The organism is Myxococcus sp. MH1 (assembly GCF_059738865.1).
Map to the genome: position 1 here is coordinate 8,668,295 of NZ_AP026947.1, position 15,561 is coordinate 8,683,855.

Here is a 15,561-nt window from a genome sequence, read left to right on the forward strand (position 1 = left end):
TAGCGCGCCTCACCCCGGACTTCCGCCCCGGAGGACACAAGGGTATGAGGGCCCGGCAATGGCCAATGTCCTCCAGTTCTTCATGACCCCCGACGACGAGCTCGCCTTCTTCCGCTACCTGGAGCGCTTCGTGCTGGAGGTGTACCCCCGCCGCGTCCCGGAGGACTGGGTGACGTTCCGCGCCCACCAGGACCACATGGACCGGCTGCCCCAGGAGGACCTGTACCTGGTGGCCAGCGAGATTGGCCCCGCCATCGTCGACAAGGTGAAGCGCGGCCCGGACAAGGGCAGCTGGCGCGTGGACGAGGTGCGCTCCCCCGTCATCTTCATGGAGCGCTGCCGCACCAACGAGGAGGGCGAGCTGGTCTCCGGCAAGCTCTGGGCGGAGCTGGACATCACCGCGCAGACGGGCCGCAAGAACGCGGCGCCGGACCGCTTCCGGGGCCTGTTCCTCGAAATCGAGGAGCACGTGAAGAAGACGTACCGCCGGGGCCAGCCGAAGGACTTCTTCGTCGGCCCCAAGGCGGCCCGCCTCTACAAGGAGGGCCTGGTCCTTCGCGACTCCCAGTTCCGCGGCGGCACGGTCAACGTCTACAAGTAGCCGCCCGCCGCGCGGGGAGCCTCAGCTCCCCGTGTTGAGCGCCAGCGCCTTGCGCAGCTGCGGGGCCTCGTTGAGGAACTTCAGGTCCGGGTGCTTGTCCTCGGCGTGCTGGAGCGCCCAGTCGTCGCGGAAGAGGACCAGCGGCAGCCCGTCGCGGTCCTGCACCGTCTGACGGTTGCCCTCCCAGTCGAAGGACTTGGGGTCGAAGTTGGGCCCCACCACCCAGCGCGCGTGGCTGAAGGGCAGCCGGTCCAGGGCGATCTTCGCCCCGTACTCGTGCTCCAGCCGGTACTGGAGGACCTCGAACTGGAGCGCGCCGACCACGCCGACAATCGGGTCCTTCATGCCCATGGCCAGCTGCTGGAAGATCTGCACCGTGCCCTCTTCCGACAGCTGCTCCAGGCCCTTCTCCATCTGCTTGCGGCGCAGCGGGTCCTTGGAGCGCACCACGGCGAAGTACTCGGGGCTGAAGCGCGGCACGCCCTCGAACTCCACGTCCGTGCCCTCGGCGAGCGTGTCGCCGATGCGGTACTGCCCCGGGTCGAACAGGCCGATGACGTCCCCGGGCCACGCGTCTTCAATCGCGGTGCGCTCGGCGGCCATGAACTGGCTGGGCTTGGCCAGGCGCACCTCCTTGCCCAGGCGCGAGTGGTACGCGTTCATGCCCTTGACGTAGCGGCCGCTCACCACGCGCATGAAGGCGATGCGGTCGCGGTGCGCGGGGTCCATGTTCGCCTGAATCTTGAAGACGAAGCCCGCGAACCTGGGGTTGTTCGGCTCGCGCGGGCCGCTCGTCGTCGGGCGCGAGGTGGGCGCGGGCGCCAGGTCCAGGAACGCGTCGAGGAACGGGCGCACGCCGAAGTTCGTCATCGCGCTGCCGAAGAACATGGGCGTCAACTGCCCCGCGTCGCTCTTCTCGCGGGTGAACTCGTCCCCGCCGATGTCGAGCAGCTCGATGTCCTCGTGCAGCTTCGCCAGCTCCGCCTCGGTGAGCACCGTCTTGATTTCATCCGAGTCGATGGAGACCGAGCGCTCGGCGACCTCCGACTCGCCGTGGGAGCCCTCCGCGGAGAAGACGTGGACCACGCGGGCCTGCCGGTCGTAGACGCCGCGGAACTCCGGCCCCATGCCGATGGGCCAGTTCATCGGGTACGAGCGGATGCCGAGCACCTGCTCCAGCTCGTTCATCAGCTCGAGCGGCTCGCGGCCGTAGCGGTCCAGCTTGTTGACGAAGGTGAAGATGGGGATGCCGCGCATGCGGCAGACCTTGAAGAGCTTCTTGGTCTGCGGCTCGACGCCCTTGGCGGCGTCGATGAGCATCACCGCCGAGTCCGCCGCGGCCAGCGTGCGGTAGGTGTCCTCGGAGAAGTCCTGGTGGCCCGGGGTGTCCAGCAGGTTGACCGCGTGGTCCCGGTAGGAGAACTGGAGGACGGACGAGGTGACGGAGATGCCGCGCTCCTTCTCCAGCTCCATCCAGTCGCTGGTGGCGTGGCGCCGCGCGCGCTTGGCCTTGACGCTGCCGGCCAGGTGGATGGCGCCGCCGTAGAGCAAGAGCTTCTCGGTGAGCGTGGTCTTGCCCGCGTCGGGGTGGGAGATGATCGCGAAGGTGCGCCGCCGGGCGACCTCCCTGTCGAGCTCGTTCGTCATGACCCGAGGCCAACTACCACGGGCCGTGTTTCCTTGCAGCCAGCAAGGAGCCCCTGGCGGTCCGCCCGACGCCCGTGGGAGGGTCCGCCCACCCTTTCTCGCCCCTGGAGGCGGCCATGCAGCGGACCCACCACTCGACAGGTACTCCCTGGGAGCCCCGCGTGGGCTACTCGCGCGCGGTGCGCGTGGGCCCCTTCGTCTCCGTCTCCGGCACCACCGCCACGGACGCCCAGGGCCAGGTGGTGGGCCCCGGGGACGCCTACCTCCAGGCCACGCAGACCCTGCGCAACATCGAGGCCGCGCTGAAGGCCGTGGGCGCCAGCCTGAAGGACGTGGTGCGCACGCGCATGTACGTCACGGACATCTCCCGCTGGGAGGAGGTGGGCCGCGCCCACGGGGAGTTCTTCGCCGCCATCCGCCCCGCCACGTCGATGGTGGAGGTGAGCAAGCTCATCGACCCGGCGATGCTGGTGGAGATTGAAGCGGACGCCATCGTGGCGGACGCGCCGGCTCCGACGCCCTGAGGAGCGGGCGCTCCCCTGCCCGCCCGGTGTCCCAGGTCGGGGTGGCCGCCTGGGACGCGACGCTCCAAGTTGGAGGGAGCCATGGGCGTCGAATGGAAGGACAACATCAGCCTCGCGGACGCGCTGGAGCGCGTGGCGGACCTGCTCGAGCAGCAGGACGCCATGCCCTTCCGGGTATCGGCCTACCGCAAGGCGGCGGCGACGGTGGGGAAGTGGCCGGACTCCGTGGCGGAGCTGCTCGCGTCCAAGGGCGAGGCGGGGCTCAGGGAGCTGCCCGGGGTGGGCAAGAGCATCGCGGCCTCCATCGCGGAGCTGGTGCGCACCGGGCACCTGGGGCTGTTGCAGCGCCTGGAGGACGAGTCCTCTCCCGAGCAGCTGCTCGCCAGCGTGCCGGGCATCGGGCCGGAGCTCGCGCGGCGCATCCATGAGGAGCTGGGGGTGCGCTCGCTCGAGGAACTGGAGCAGGCGGCGCACGACGGACACCTGGAGGCGGTGGAGGGCTTCGGTCCTCGTCGCGGGCAGCAGGTGCGCGACCTGCTGGCGGCGCGGCTGGGCCGCAACCGGCGCGGGCTGGCGCGCAAGCAGGAGCAACGGGAGGAAGGCGGTCCCCAGCCGGACGTCGGGCTGCTGCTCCAGGTGGACGAGGAGTACCGCCGGCGCGCGGAGGCCGGCGAGCTGCGCACCATCGCGCCCCGGCGCTTCAACCCCACGGGCGAGGCGTGGCTGCCGGTGCTGCGGCGCAAAGTGGACGGGTGGAGCGTGCGCGCGCTGTTCTCCAACACGGCGCTCGCGCACCAGCAGGACGCGACGCGCGAGTGGGTGGTGCTCTACTTCGACAAGGACGGCGACGAGGGCCAGTGCACCGTCGTCACCGCGCACGGCGGGCCGCTGGATGGACGGCGCGTCGTGCGGGGCCGCGAGGTGGAGTGTCTGGCCTACTACGGCGTGGAGTCCGAGGAGACGGAGGCGCCGCCTCCCGGCGCGTGAGCGCGGCCCTCCACGCCACGTCCCGCCCGCGGCATCCCGCACGCGCGGGACATGACACCGCGTCTCAGGGCGCCGGGAAGTAGAGCTCCACGGTGGAGACCGCGCCGCTCGAGCCCAGCCCGCCAGTGACGAGCAACCGGTCCGAGCCCGCCAGGCGCGACACCGCCGCGCTCGACAGCGGATTGGACAGCGCGCCCGCGGACGTCCACAGGCCCGTGGCCGGGTCATACACCTCGGAGGTGGGCAACAGCCCCGTGGCGGCGCCCGCGTCCCCGCCCATGACCAGCACCCGGCCCGACGGCAGCACCGACGCCATCGCCCCGTAGCGGCTGCTCGACATGGGCGCCACCGGCATCCACAGGCCCAGCGCGGGCTCGTAGATTTCGGCCGAGGCCAACGCGCCCCCCTGCCCCCAGCCGCCCGCCACCAGCACCCGGCCTCCCGGCAGCGACACCGCGACGTGGCCATAGCGCGTGCCCGACATGGAGCCCGCGGGAGACCACACCCCGGTGTTCATGTCGTAGAGCTCCGCGGTGGCCGTGTCCCCCGTGGGCGTGGTGCCACCGGCCACCAGCACGTGTCCCGACAACAACATCGTGGCGGTGTGGTTGATGCGCTTCACGCTCATCGAGCCCGTGGCGCGCCAGGTGCCCGACGGCGGGTCATACAGCTCCGCCGTGGCCTGGATGCTGCTGAAGCTCGACGAAGACCGCCCTCCCGTCACCAGCACCTGCCCGGAGAGCAGCAACGTCGCGGTGTGCCGCGAGCGCGTCCCCGCGAGCGCGCCGGTGGTGCTCCAGAGGCCGGTGTCCGGGTTGTACACCTCGGCGGAGGACAGGTAGGACGACCCGGAGGCCTGACCTCCCGCCACCAGCACCCTGCCCGAGGGCAGCACCGTCCCGGTGTGCAGGAAGCGCGGGGTGACGAGGCTGCCCGTCGCCGTCCACGTGGCTTGGGCCTCGTCATACAGCTCCGCGCCGCCCAGGCCCGCGCCGCCCATCGTGCCGCCCGCCACCAGCACCTTGCCCGACCCCAGGAGCGACGCCGTGTGCTGATAGCGCGTCGTCGCCATGCTCGTGGTGAGGCGCCACGGCGGCGTGGGCACCGAGTACCGCTCGGCCGTGGCGGAGCGCTGCACGCTGTCGGGGCTTCCGCCCGTGACGAGCACGTCGCCCTGGACCAGCAACGTCGCCGTGTGGCCCAGCCTGCTCGTGCTCATGGACGCCACCTGCGTCCAGCGCCCCTGCGCCGGGTCATACAGCAGCGCCGTCTCCAGGTAGGGCTCGTTGCCGTCCGAGCCTCCGGTGACGAGCACCTCACCCGAGTGCAGGAGCGTGGCCGTGTGCTGCGCGCGCTCCGCCGGCAAGGCCTGCGTGACGGGGCTCCAGCTCCCCATGCCCGGGTCGAACACCTCCACGCCGCGCGTCGCGGTGAACTCGTCCACGAAGCCGCCCACCACCAGCACCTTGCCGGACAACAGCAGCGTCGCCGTGTGGCCCGCGCGCGCCACGAGCAGACTCGCCGCGACGCTCCACGTCCCGGTGGACGGCTCGTACAGCTCCGCGTCGCGCAGGAACGCGCCCCGAGGCCCCTGTCGTCCGCCCACCACCAGCACCCGCCCGTTGGGCAGCAGCGTCGCCGTGTGGCCCACGCGCGGCCTGCGCAGCGCCCCCGTCTGGGACCACGTGCCCGTGGCCGAGTCATAGAGCTGCGCGCTCGCGAGCCCCGCGCCCGCGCCGTTCTCCCCGCCCACCACCAGCACCTTGCCGTTGCCGAGCAACGTCGCCGTGTGGCCCGAGCGCAGCGAGTCCAGGCTGCCCGTCGGCGCCCACGAGCCCAGCGACGGCTCATACAGCTCCGCGGTGCCCGTGGCCGACGCCGCCGAGTCGCCCCCCACCACCAGCACCTTGCCGTTGCCGAGCAACGTCGCCGTGTGTCGCCGCCGCGCCGCGTTCAGCGTGCCGCCTGTGAGCCAGCGCGCGCCCCTCACGTCATACAGCTCCGCGCTCGTGGAAGACTGCCCCCCCACCACCAGCACGTTGCCGGAGCGCAGCACCGTCGCCGTGTGGTCCACCCGCTGCAACGTCATGCTCGCCGTCAACGACCAGCCCAGCTCCGGCACGGGCGCGGCGGTCAGCCCCGCACCCGCCCCCCTGGCTTCCGACGGCTCTGCAAATTCTTCGTGTGAGCATCCCGTGAGGACAAGCGCCGTCACCAGCGCGGCCAGGTGGCCGAGCCTGATACATCGTTTCATGGAGGGAGGTCCTTTCCCGAGGGGGATGTGGGGCCCGATGGCCCGCACAGGGCGGCGCTTAACCCAATCCCTGGGAGCGAGGCCAATCCCGCCTCTGAAAAAACACGCTCCACCCCTGCGACAGGTGGGGTTGATACACCCCACCGCCGAGTCGACAAGCGCCCGTCCGCCCGGCGGAACCGGGCGAGATGAAAGGGATTAGCTGCTGGCCGAGGTGTAATGGCCGATGGAGCGAATCCAGACGCGCCGCGCCACCCACGCGAAGAGCGCCGAGCCCACCACCGCGCCAACGAGGGACACCGTCGGCAGCCGGCCCAACATGGCTTCGGCCGGGAAGGTGGTCATCAGGGCGAGGGGAATCACGTAGGTGAAGACGAGCGTCAACGCGCCGCGCGCCACGCCCTTGAACACCGACGAGGGCCACCGCGCGAAGTCGAAGATGGACGAGAAGAGGAAGGTGAGGTTGTCCACCCGGACGACGAAGAACGCGGCGCTCACCGTCAATATCCACAGCGAGTACAACAGCAGCGTGCTGGTGCCCAGCAGCAGCACGGACGCGAGGAGCCCCAGGGGTGACGGCCCGCGGCCCAGCAGCATGAAGGCGTAGACGAACAGGCCCAGGCCGGTGAGTACGTTGAAGGCGCGCCACGGCAGGAAGCGCTGCGTCGACACGAGGAACTGCGCGTCCGCGGGCTTGAGCAGCACGAAGTCCAGCGTGCCCTTGCGGATGTGCTCCACCACGCCCGTGAGGCTGGGGTTGATGGCCCCCTCGAGCACGCCTTGCAGCAGGGTGAACCAGCCCACCACGAGCAGCGACTCGCCGAAGGTCCACCCCTCCACCGCCGGCCGTCGCCCGTAGACGACGAACAGCGGCGCCAGCGCGGTGAAGACCCAGCACAGGGACGTGAAGCCCTCGGTGAGGAAGTCCGCCCGGTACTGGAGCGCCTGGAGCCCGGAGGCCTTGAGCTGTACGCCGAGCAGTCGCAGATAACGCCGCACCATGCCCCTACCCTCCGAACGCCGCGAAGCGCTTCACGCCCTGCTTCCAGAGCGTCACCGCCAGGACGCCCATCCCCAGCACCCACGCCCACTGCCGCGCGAGCAGCCCCAGCGCCGTGGGCACATCATGCGCGCTCGTCATCAGCTCCACCGGCAGGCCCATCTGGTAGCGGAACGGCAGCCAGTCGATGAGCGTGCGCAGCCCCTCGGGCAGCAGCTCCACCGGGTACATGTAGCCGGAGCAGACGAAGAAGAGGACCATCCAGACCTCCATCATCTTCTGGCTGCTGTCCATGAAGAGGCTCAGCGCGCCGATGGCCACGTTGGCCAGGAACGTGATCGCCCAGCCGCCCAGCACCGCGATGATGAACAGGGCCCAGCCCCACGCGTGCTGGGGCACCGCCTTGTCGGCGCCCACCAGCGCCACGCTCACCAGCACCACCGGCACCGCGACCACGACGCGCATGGGGAAGCCCGCGACGTTCTCCGACGCGTAGGCCCACAGGGGCGACACGGGACGCAACAGGCGCATGGCCAGCGTGCCCTGCTTCACCTCCCAGTTGATGAGCCACGCGGCCCAGGCGCTGGTGAGCTGGCGCACCGCGAAGGTGGCCAGGAAGTAGCTGACGAAGTCGACCTGGCCGTAGTTGCCCACGGGCGCGTCCTTGGACACCGCCATCCACAGCACCATGTTGACCAGCGGCATGGTGGTGGACAGCACCCAGACGAACATCTCCGCGCGGTAGGCAATCGACTCGGCGAAGCCCACGCGCAGCATGGTGGGCAGGGCGCGCAGCACGCCTCGGGCGCTCACGCCGGCACCACCTGAGCCGTCGACTCGCGGCGCGCCTTGTTCTCCGCGAACAGCTCGCTCATGACCTCCTCGAGCGGCGCGTTCTCCACCGTGAGGTCCGTCACCGGCAGGCCCGACAGGGCGCGGGAGATGGTGGCGTTGACCGCGTCCTGGCGCACCTGGAGCACCGCCATCCCCGCCTCGTGCGTCACCAGCTTGCCCAAAGGCTCCAGCCGGCCCGCCTCCACCTGCTCGGACAGGCGCAGCACCACGCGCTTCTCCGGGCGCACGCGCTGCACCAGCGCGTCCAGGCTGCCGTCGTAGGAGAGCAGCCCCTTGTCGATGACGATGACGCGCGGACACAGGGCGGCCACGTCGTCCATGTAGTGGCTGGTGAGGATGAGCGTGGCGCCGTACTTCTCGTTGTAGTCCTTGATGAAGGTCCGCATGGTGGCCTGCATGGACACGTCCAGGCCGATGGTGGGCTCGTCCAGGAACAGCACGCGGGGGCGGTGGATGAGGGCCGCGGCCAGCTCGCACTTCATGCGCTCGCCCAGGGACAGCTGCCGGGTGGGCTTGCCGATGAGGTCGCCAATCTCCAAGAGGCCCACCAGCTCGTCCAACGTCTGCTTGTATTGGGCCGCGGGCACGTCGTAGATGGCGCGGTTGAGCTCGAAGGTCTCCGCCGGTGGTAGGTCCCACAAGAGCTGCTGCTTCTGCCCCATGACGAGCATGATTTTCTTGAGGAACGCCTCCTCGCGCAGGCGCGGCACGTGGCCGTCCACCCGGACCTCGCCCTCGGACGGGTGCAAGAGGCCGGAGAGGACCTTGAGCGTCGTGGTCTTCCCGGCGCCGTTGGGGCCCAGGAAGCCCACGCGCTCGCCGGGGCGGATGTCGAAGGAGATGCCATCCACGGCCTTCACGGAGGTGTAGGTGCGGTGGAAGAGCGAGCGGAGGGCCGCCTTGAGGCCAGGCGGGCGCTTGTGGACTTTGTAGTGCTTGCGCAGCCCTTGGACGGAGATCATGTGCGACAAGGGTTTAACGCGGACGCCCCCGGGTGGCGACCGTGGAGTTGAGCAAGTGGCGCGGTGACAACGGGTTGACACGGGCCGCTGCCGGGAGCGGCCCCTCGGTCGAAGGCTTGGCGGGATGAGCAACGCATACAGCAAGGACCTGGAGCGGTGGATGCCGCGGCTCATCGCCGTGTGGCGCCAGTCGCGCGGCCGGGGGGACGGGCCGGAGACGAAGCTGACGCCGCAGGAGGTCAAGGAGGTGGGCGCCGGCGTGCGGCAGCTGTCCATGGGCCTGACGCGGGAGCGGCAGCTCGCGGGCGCGCGCTACATGGACGACCCGAAGCTCCTGGGCGCCTATCTCCTCTTCTACTGGCCGGTGTCCTACGCGCAGGCGCGGCAGGTGCTGGGCGAGCTGCCGAACCGGCCCCGGCAGGTGCTGGATTTGGGCAGTGGCCCGGGGCCGGTGGCCTTCGCGGCGATGGACTCGGGAGCCAAGGAGGTGACGGCGGCGGACCGCAGCAAGCCGGCGCTGAACCTGGCGCGCGCGCTGGCGACGGAGGCCGGCGAGGCGCTGGCCACGCGCGAGTGGGACCCGACGAAGAAGGCCGCGGCGCTGCCGGAGGGACAGTTCGACCTCATCACGATGGGGCACGTCATCAACGAGCTGTACGGCACGGGCGACGCGGCGACGAACCCGCGCGCGGCGCTGCTGGAGGCGGTGCTGGCGAAGGTGAAGAAGGGCGGCAGCCTGCTGGTGATGGAGCCGGCGCTGCGCGAGACGAGCCGGGGCCTGTTGCACGTGCGCGACGCGCTGGTGTCGCGGGGCTACGCGGTGCGCGCGCCGTGCATGTACCGGGGGCCGTGTCCGGCGCTGGTGAAGGAGACCGACTGGTGCCACGCGGAGCGGCCGTGGCCCATGCCTCGCGTCGTGGAGGAGCTGGCGCGCGCGGCGAGCCTGCACAAGGAAGCGCTGAAGATGAGCTACCTGATGCTGGCGCCCAAGGGCGAGGAGTGGCCCCAGACGCCGCCGGGGCGGCTGTTCCGCATCGTCTCCGAGCCGCTGGAGGGCAAGGGGCGCCACCGCTACATCGGCTGCGGGCCCGAGGGCCGCGTGGGCCTGGCGATGCAGGAGCGCCACCGCAACGAGAAGAACGAGCGCTTCCTCCAGTTGCACCGGGGTGACGTCATCGCGGTGACGGAGACGGAGCCCAAGGGCGACGGCCTGGCGCTCGGGGAGACGTCGGAGGTGCGGATGGTGGCGCCCGCGGGCAAGGGCGTGCCTCCCCCGCCTCCGAAGGAGGACGCGCCTTCGAGCCCGGGAACCAGCCCGAGCCCCGGCGCGCCCTCCTGAGACGTCCACGTGCCCCTCGGGGACCGACACGCCCCGCGAGCACGTCGACGTCGGCTTCACGCTGACGCGCCCCGGAGTCGCCTCTGGGGCACGTCGAAGGGGTTCAGCCTCCGGTGGGAGGCACTGACCTCCCCTCTCGAGCACTCACGCCGCTCGCGCGTCGTCATGCCCGCGAGGGATGGCCGCCTGCGCGGTCGCGGTGCTACGGATGGGCCTGCGCGTAGGCGCCGGTGAGCACGTCGAGCATGTGGCGGAAGGACTTCACCTGGTCCTTGGCGACGGTGAGCGCGCCCTGGGCGAGGACGGTGGCCTGGACGCGGACCAGGGTGGTGAGGTGGGTCGACGTGTCCTGCGCATTCTTCCGAGGGGGGTTCATCAGGGAAGCGATGTTCATGGAACGCTCCGGGGTGTGGAGTTGCGCGCAGCATCCACCACCCCCGCAAACACCACGTCGCACGCGGGCAACTTCGCCGTCACATCGCGCCTGGCGTGCCCCGGAGCCTGGGGGCTGTGCCCTGCCTGACAGTCTCCACGCCGAGCGAGAGGACACGCGAACACCCGCGCATGCGGGCCGGGGGCGTGGCGTCGCGGGAGCCGCGCGCATCCGCTAGCGTTCGGGCTCTCTCGCAGTCCCGGAAGGCGCATGTCCGTCCCGTCCCGGTCGTCGCGGACGCTGTACCCGCCCGTGGAGCCCTACCGCATGGGCCGCCTGCGGGTGTCCCCGCTCCACGAGCTGTACTTCGAGGAGAGCGGCAATCCCCAGGGCAAGCCCGTGGTGTTCGTCCATGGGGGCCCGGGTGGCGGCACGGATGCGCGGCAGCGGCGCTTCTTCGACCCGGCCGCATACCGCATCATCCTGTTCGACCAGCGGGGCTGTGGCCGCAGCACGCCGCACGCGAGCCTCGAGGAGAACACCACGTGGGACCTGGTGGCGGACCTGGAGCGGCTGCGCGAGCACCTGGGCGTCGAGCGGTGGATGCTCTTCGGGGGCTCGTGGGGCAGCACGTTGTCGCTCGCCTACGCGCAGGCGCATCCGGAGCGCGTCACGGAGCTGGTGCTGCGAGGCATCTTCCTGTTGCGCAAGCAGGAGCTGGACTGGTTCTACCAGCGGGGCGCGAGCGCGCTGTTCCCGGAGGCCTGGGAGGAGTACCTCGCGCCCATCCCCATCGAGGAGCGGCATGACTTGCTGGGCGCGTACCACCGCCGCCTGACGAGCGCGGACATGGCGGTCCGGCTGGAGGCCGCGCAGGCGTGGAGCGTGTGGGAGGCGCACACCAGCTACCTGCATCCCAACCCGGAGCTGGTGGCGCGAAACAGCACGGGGGACTTCGCGTTGGCGTTCGCGCGCATCGAGTGCCACTACTTCTTCCATCGCGGGTTCCTGCGCTCGGACACGCAGTTGTTGGAGGACGTGCCGCGCATCCGTCACATCCCGGCGGTCATCGTGCAGGGGCGATACGACGTGGTGTGTCCGCCGGAGAGCGCGTGGGCGCTGCATCGCGCGTGGCCGGAGGCGCGGTTCGTGATGGTGCCGGACGCGGGGCACTCGGCGAACGAGCCGGGGACGACGGCGGCGCTGCTGGAGGCCACGGACCGCTTCCGTCCAGGGTGAGGGATGCCGCGTGCTTTCGCGCGGCCTGGGGAGTCCCTAAGGTGGGGAGGAGCCAGTCCTCGGGAGACGAGCACATGTCAGCAGAGAAGGCCGCGCGAAGCTGGGTGGAGGAGAGTGCGTTGAGGGCCGCGGGGGCCGCCGCGCTGCCCATCCCGGTGCCGGGCGCGCACACGGCGCTCACGTCCGCCATCGAGGCGTACATGATTTTTCACGTGGCGGGCATCTACGGAGAGAAGCTCAGCCTGGGTGAGTCGCTCGGGCTGATTCCCACGTTGGGCGCGGGCATCGTGGCGCGCAAGGCGGCCAGCTCCATCGTGGGCGAGACGGTGGGCTGGATTCCGGTCGCCGGCTGGTTGCTGAAGGGCGCGGCCAGCGGCGGCACCGCGTTCGCGATGGGCGTGGCGGCGGTGACGTACTTCGAGAAGAAGTACCCCGGCCGCGAGGCCGTGCCCTTCGAGACCGTGTCCATCAAGGACTGGGTGAAGGCGGCGCTCGCGCACCTGGGGTTCAGGAAGTAGTCACCGCGTGGTGAGCGCCCGCGCCAGCTCCTCGTAGATGTGGATGGCGCTGCGGATGGACTTCTCCCAGTCGCCCACGTGGAGGCTCTCGTTCTCCGAGTGGGCGTACGTGTACGGGTCCTCCACGCCGATGAGCAGCGCGGGCACACCGCCCAGCTCCCGCGCGAACGGCTCCACGAACGGAATGGACGCGCCACAGCCGATGGCCACCGCCTTCGTCCCGTACCCCTTCTCCAGCGCGCGGAACGCCGCCTGGAACGCCGGATGCGACGGGTCCGTGTACCACCACCCCGACGCGCCCTCGGTCTGGAACTCCACCTCCAGCCCCCACGGGCACACCTTGCGCAGGTGCTCCTTCAACCGCCGCTCCACGTCCGCCGGGTCCAGGTCCGGAACGATGCGGATGCCCACGCGCGCCCACGCCGCGTCGCAGATGATGTTGCGCGCGTCCTTCCGACTGCTGGCCTGGATGGCGTTGATGGCGATGCTCGGCTGACGCCAGTTCGTCTCGTACGGGTGCCGCCCGCCCAGCACCTCCACCCCCGGCAACAACCCCACCTGCTCGCGGAACGTCGCCTCGTCCCCCGGCAACGACTGGATGCTCGCGCGCTCCCCCGCCGTCAGCGGCTTCACCTTCTCACCCAACCCTTCAATCGCGATGGAGCCGTCCGCGTGCGTCAGCGTCGCCAGCATCCGGCACAGCGCCATCACCGGGTCCGGCACCGGCCCACCCCACATCCCCGAGTGCACCGCCTGCTTGAGCCCCCGCACCTCCACGTCCACCGTGACCAGCCCCCGCAGCGCCGTGGTGATGGACGGCAGCCCCGTGTCGAAGTTCGACGTGTCCGTCAGCACAATCGCGTCCGCCTGCAACAGCGCCGCGTGCCGACGCAGGAACTCCGACAGGTGCCCGCTGCCAATCTCCTCCTCCCCCTCGATGAGCACCTTCACGTTGAGCGGCAGCTTCCCCGCGCCCCTCAACCACGCGTCCACCGCCGACGTGTGCACCACGATGCCCGCCTTGTCGTCCGCGGTGCCCCGCCCGTACAGCCGCCCGTCGCGCAACGTGGGCTCGAACGGAGGACTCTTCCAGAGCGACTCATCCCCCGCCGGCTGCACGTCGTGATGGGCATACAACAGCAACGTCGGTGCACCTGGCGCCCGCAGGACCTCCCCATACACATAGGGATGGGCATCCCCGATTTCGAGTAGCTGGATGTTTTCAAACCCACGGTCCCTCAAGAGTCGAGAAGTCGCCTCGGCGCTCTGCCGGACACGGGCGGCGTCGAAGCCGGGGAACGAGACGCTGGGTATGCGCACGAGGGCCATGAGGTCCTCGAGGTAGGCGTTCTTCTGGGACTCGAAGTGAGAGAGGGCCTGGTCAATGGACATGCTCACCCCTTAACCCAAAAAGGCAGGCAGGCGACGCAGACCCTCGCGCGGATGTTGCGCGGTCCAAGTATCATGCGGCGCCATGTCCGACACCCCGACACTGCTGCTCGTCGACGACGACAGCTTCGTGCGCCGCATCCTCAAGGACGTCATCGCCGACACGGGCATCGAGCTGCGACTGCTCGAGGCCGCCGACGGAGAAGAGGGCCTCGCGGTGGCCGCACGCGAGAAGCCCGCGGTGATGTTCCTGGACCTGTTCATGCCGAAGAAGAGCGGCCTGGAGGTGCTCGGCGCCATCAAGCAGGTGTCGCCTGGAACGCGAGTGCTCGTCATCAGCAGCATGGACGCGGAGCCCGTGGTGGAGCAGGCCATGGCCGCTGGCGCGGTGGGCTTCGTGGGTAAGCCCTTCCATCCGCTGGAAATCGCCTCGGCCGTGCGCCAGGCGTTGGCTCACTGACTTCAGAGGTGTCTGCGTGTCGTCTCCTGCTGTCGGTTACTGGGTAGCGGACAATCTCGGCCGCGTACTGGGGCCCATCGCCCTCCAGGCCCTGCGCGAGCTCATCGCCTCCGGTCGGATGAAGGCCGCCGTGCGCGCGTCGCGCGATGGCACCCAATGGGTGGCCCTCCAGGAGCTGCCGGAGCTGGCGGACCTGTTCACCGCCGCGCGCCCGTCACAGTCGGTGGAGCAGCAGCAGGCCGAGCGCCTGCGCACCCAGCTCAAGGGGCTGCAGAACCTGCCTCCACACGAGGTCTTCGGCGCCAAGCCCTCGTCCTCGCTCGACGAGGTGCGCCTGGCCTTCTTCCGCATGGCCAAGCGCTTCGCACCCGAGCACCTGGCCCCGGAGACGCATCCGGAGCTGCGCAAGGTGTCCGCGGAGATCTTCGACTTCCTGTCGCGCTGCATGCGCGAGGTGGAGGTCCTCTACTCGCAAGGCGCCTACCAGCAGGCCCGCCCGGTGCCGCCCCGGCTGGACATGAACGGGCCCCTGCCGCCCGCGCCTCCGCCCTCGATCGCCCCCGCGTACGCGCCGCCGCCGGTGGCCGCGCCCGTCCATGCGCCGCCGCCCGTGGCCGCCCCCGCGTACGCGTCGCCGCCCGTGGCGGTCGCCGCCAGGCCCCAGCCGCCGCCGCAGCCCGCGCCGCCGCCGCGTCCTCCGCCGCCGGTGATGCAGCCCTCGGCGCCGGTGGCGGCCCGGGTGCCCGCCGCGCCGCCGGTGCAGCGCACGCACACCCTGCCGCCGCAGCCCGCGCCGCCGCCCCCGGCCGTGCCCCTGAGGCGGGCCGCCGCCGCGCCCACCTATTCCAGCGCTGAGTTCGTGGGGTTGGAGCGCCGCCAGGATGATCGCATCCACGCGGACGTGAAGGTGTCGATGCAGAACACCGGCATCTTCACGGACCACCGCATCATCAACCTGTCCTCCGGCGGCCTGTTCATCGCGACGGACAAGCCGCTGCGGCTGGGCACGCTGGTGGAGCTGACGTTGCGCTTCGATGACCCGTCGCGCGTGATGACGCTGCGCAGCTCGGTCATCTGGGAGAACTCGCTGGACGACGGGAAGAACCCTCGCGGCTACGGCTTGCGGCTCAGCAGCCTCCGCAAGGAGGAGCGCGAGTTCATCCAGCAGTTCGTCAGCCGCAAGCCCCCGAAGTAGGCCCGAGCGGTAGGGGCCGCTCGGACAGGACGCCTAGAGCAGCTGTCCGAGCAGCACCGCGCCCGTCATCACGAAGGTCGCCATCACCGCCATCACCGCCTTGAGCTCCAGGTCATCGCGGCCCATCACATTCATGAAGTTGTTCATGGTGTCCTCCGTCCCTCGTGTTGCCCCCTCCCCCTTTCCTACGGGACACCGCGCCGACGATTGCATCCCCC

General features: G+C 70.6%; 15 protein-coding genes and 1 pseudogene. 8 read left to right on the forward strand and 8 right to left on the reverse strand.

What is annotated here, in order from left to right; genetic code table 11:
* Positions 1 to 58: 58 nt before the first annotated feature.
* Positions 59 to 601: a hypothetical protein gene (locus AC6JA9_RS34155; protein ID WP_223748442.1), complete on the forward strand. Its 543-nt coding sequence runs from the start codon at positions 59 to 61 to the stop codon at positions 599 to 601.
* A 21-nt stretch (positions 602 to 622) separates the two neighbouring features.
* On the opposite strand, the gene AC6JA9_RS34160 is transcribed toward AC6JA9_RS34155, so the two are convergent.
* A complete protein-coding gene (locus AC6JA9_RS34160) occupies positions 623 to 2,248 on the reverse strand; it encodes a peptide chain release factor 3 (RefSeq protein ID WP_223748441.1) in 1,626 nt (541 codons plus the stop codon).
* A 116-nt stretch (positions 2,249 to 2,364) separates the two neighbouring features.
* Between AC6JA9_RS34160 and AC6JA9_RS34165 the strand changes: the two genes are divergently transcribed.
* Both AC6JA9_RS34165 and AC6JA9_RS34170 read left to right on the forward strand, forming a co-directional pair.
* Entirely contained in the window at positions 2,365 to 2,772 is a 408-nt protein-coding gene (locus AC6JA9_RS34165; protein ID WP_267699690.1) for a RidA family protein, read from the forward strand.
* 81 nt (positions 2,773 to 2,853) lie between these two features.
* Entirely contained in the window at positions 2,854 to 3,759 is a 906-nt protein-coding gene (locus AC6JA9_RS34170) for a helix-hairpin-helix domain-containing protein (RefSeq protein ID WP_223781637.1), read from the forward strand.
* A gap of 64 nt (positions 3,760 to 3,823) precedes the next feature.
* Here the strand turns inward: AC6JA9_RS34170 and AC6JA9_RS34175 are convergent, their stop codons facing one another.
* From AC6JA9_RS34175 to AC6JA9_RS34195, 5 genes and pseudogenes are all read right to left on the reverse strand, one after another.
* Complete coding sequence (locus AC6JA9_RS34175) at positions 3,824 to 5,848, reverse strand: Kelch repeat-containing protein (protein ID WP_497958400.1); 2,025 nt, start codon at positions 5,846 to 5,848, stop codon at positions 3,824 to 3,826.
* A 363-nt stretch (positions 5,849 to 6,211) separates the two neighbouring features.
* Positions 6,212 to 7,015: an ABC transporter permease gene (locus AC6JA9_RS34180; protein WP_223748438.1), complete on the reverse strand. Its 804-nt coding sequence runs from the start codon at positions 7,013 to 7,015 to the stop codon at positions 6,212 to 6,214.
* Between the two features lie 4 nt (positions 7,016 to 7,019).
* Positions 7,020 to 7,826 (reverse strand): ABC transporter permease, encoded by an 807-nt coding sequence (locus AC6JA9_RS34185; protein ID WP_223748437.1) that lies wholly within the window; start codon positions 7,824 to 7,826, stop codon positions 7,020 to 7,022.
* Positions 7,823 to 8,188 carry a hypothetical protein gene (locus tag AC6JA9_RS34190; RefSeq protein WP_491630673.1) on the reverse strand — a complete coding sequence of 122 codons (366 nt, stop codon included), beginning with the start codon at positions 8,186 to 8,188 and terminating at the stop codon, positions 7,823 to 7,825. The genes AC6JA9_RS34185 and AC6JA9_RS34190 overlap by 4 nt, the downstream gene beginning before the upstream one ends.
* Positions 8,189 to 8,203: 15 nt before the next feature.
* Positions 8,204 to 8,722, reverse strand: a pseudogene (locus AC6JA9_RS34195) (ABC transporter ATP-binding protein); the annotation flags it as partial.
* A 232-nt stretch (positions 8,723 to 8,954) separates the two neighbouring features.
* Here AC6JA9_RS34195 and AC6JA9_RS34200 point away from each other — a divergent pair.
* Positions 8,955 to 10,169, forward strand: coding sequence for a small ribosomal subunit Rsm22 family protein (locus AC6JA9_RS34200; RefSeq protein ID WP_426745217.1), 1,215 nt, complete (start codon positions 8,955 to 8,957; stop codon positions 10,167 to 10,169).
* A 202-nt stretch (positions 10,170 to 10,371) separates the two neighbouring features.
* On the opposite strand, the gene AC6JA9_RS34205 is transcribed toward AC6JA9_RS34200, so the two are convergent.
* Positions 10,372 to 10,563, reverse strand: a complete 192-nt coding sequence (locus tag AC6JA9_RS34205; protein ID WP_497958401.1) for a hypothetical protein — start codon at positions 10,561 to 10,563, stop codon at positions 10,372 to 10,374.
* A gap of 249 nt (positions 10,564 to 10,812) precedes the next feature.
* On the opposite strand from AC6JA9_RS34205, the gene pip reads away from it, so the two are divergent.
* Both pip and AC6JA9_RS34215 read left to right on the forward strand, forming a co-directional pair.
* Positions 10,813 to 11,781 (forward strand): prolyl aminopeptidase, encoded by a 969-nt coding sequence (gene pip / locus AC6JA9_RS34210; RefSeq protein WP_497958402.1) that lies wholly within the window; start codon positions 10,813 to 10,815, stop codon positions 11,779 to 11,781.
* Between the two features lie 74 nt (positions 11,782 to 11,855).
* Positions 11,856 to 12,299, forward strand: coding sequence for a DUF697 domain-containing protein (locus AC6JA9_RS34215; protein WP_497958403.1), 444 nt, complete (start codon positions 11,856 to 11,858; stop codon positions 12,297 to 12,299).
* On the opposite strand, the gene AC6JA9_RS34220 is transcribed toward AC6JA9_RS34215, so the two are convergent.
* A complete protein-coding gene (locus tag AC6JA9_RS34220; protein ID WP_497958404.1) occupies positions 12,300 to 13,691 on the reverse strand; it encodes a M20/M25/M40 family metallo-hydrolase in 1,392 nt (463 codons plus the stop codon).
* A gap of 82 nt (positions 13,692 to 13,773) precedes the next feature.
* On the opposite strand from AC6JA9_RS34220, the gene AC6JA9_RS34225 reads away from it, so the two are divergent.
* Positions 13,774 to 14,148, forward strand: coding sequence for a response regulator (locus AC6JA9_RS34225; RefSeq protein ID WP_046715860.1), 375 nt, complete (start codon positions 13,774 to 13,776; stop codon positions 14,146 to 14,148).
* Positions 14,149 to 14,164: 16 nt separating this feature from the next.
* On the forward strand, positions 14,165 to 15,343 hold the full coding sequence (locus AC6JA9_RS34230; RefSeq protein ID WP_497958405.1) for a TIGR02266 family protein: 1,179 nt from the start codon (positions 14,165 to 14,167) through the stop codon (positions 15,341 to 15,343).
* Positions 15,344 to 15,561 lie beyond the last annotated feature (218 nt).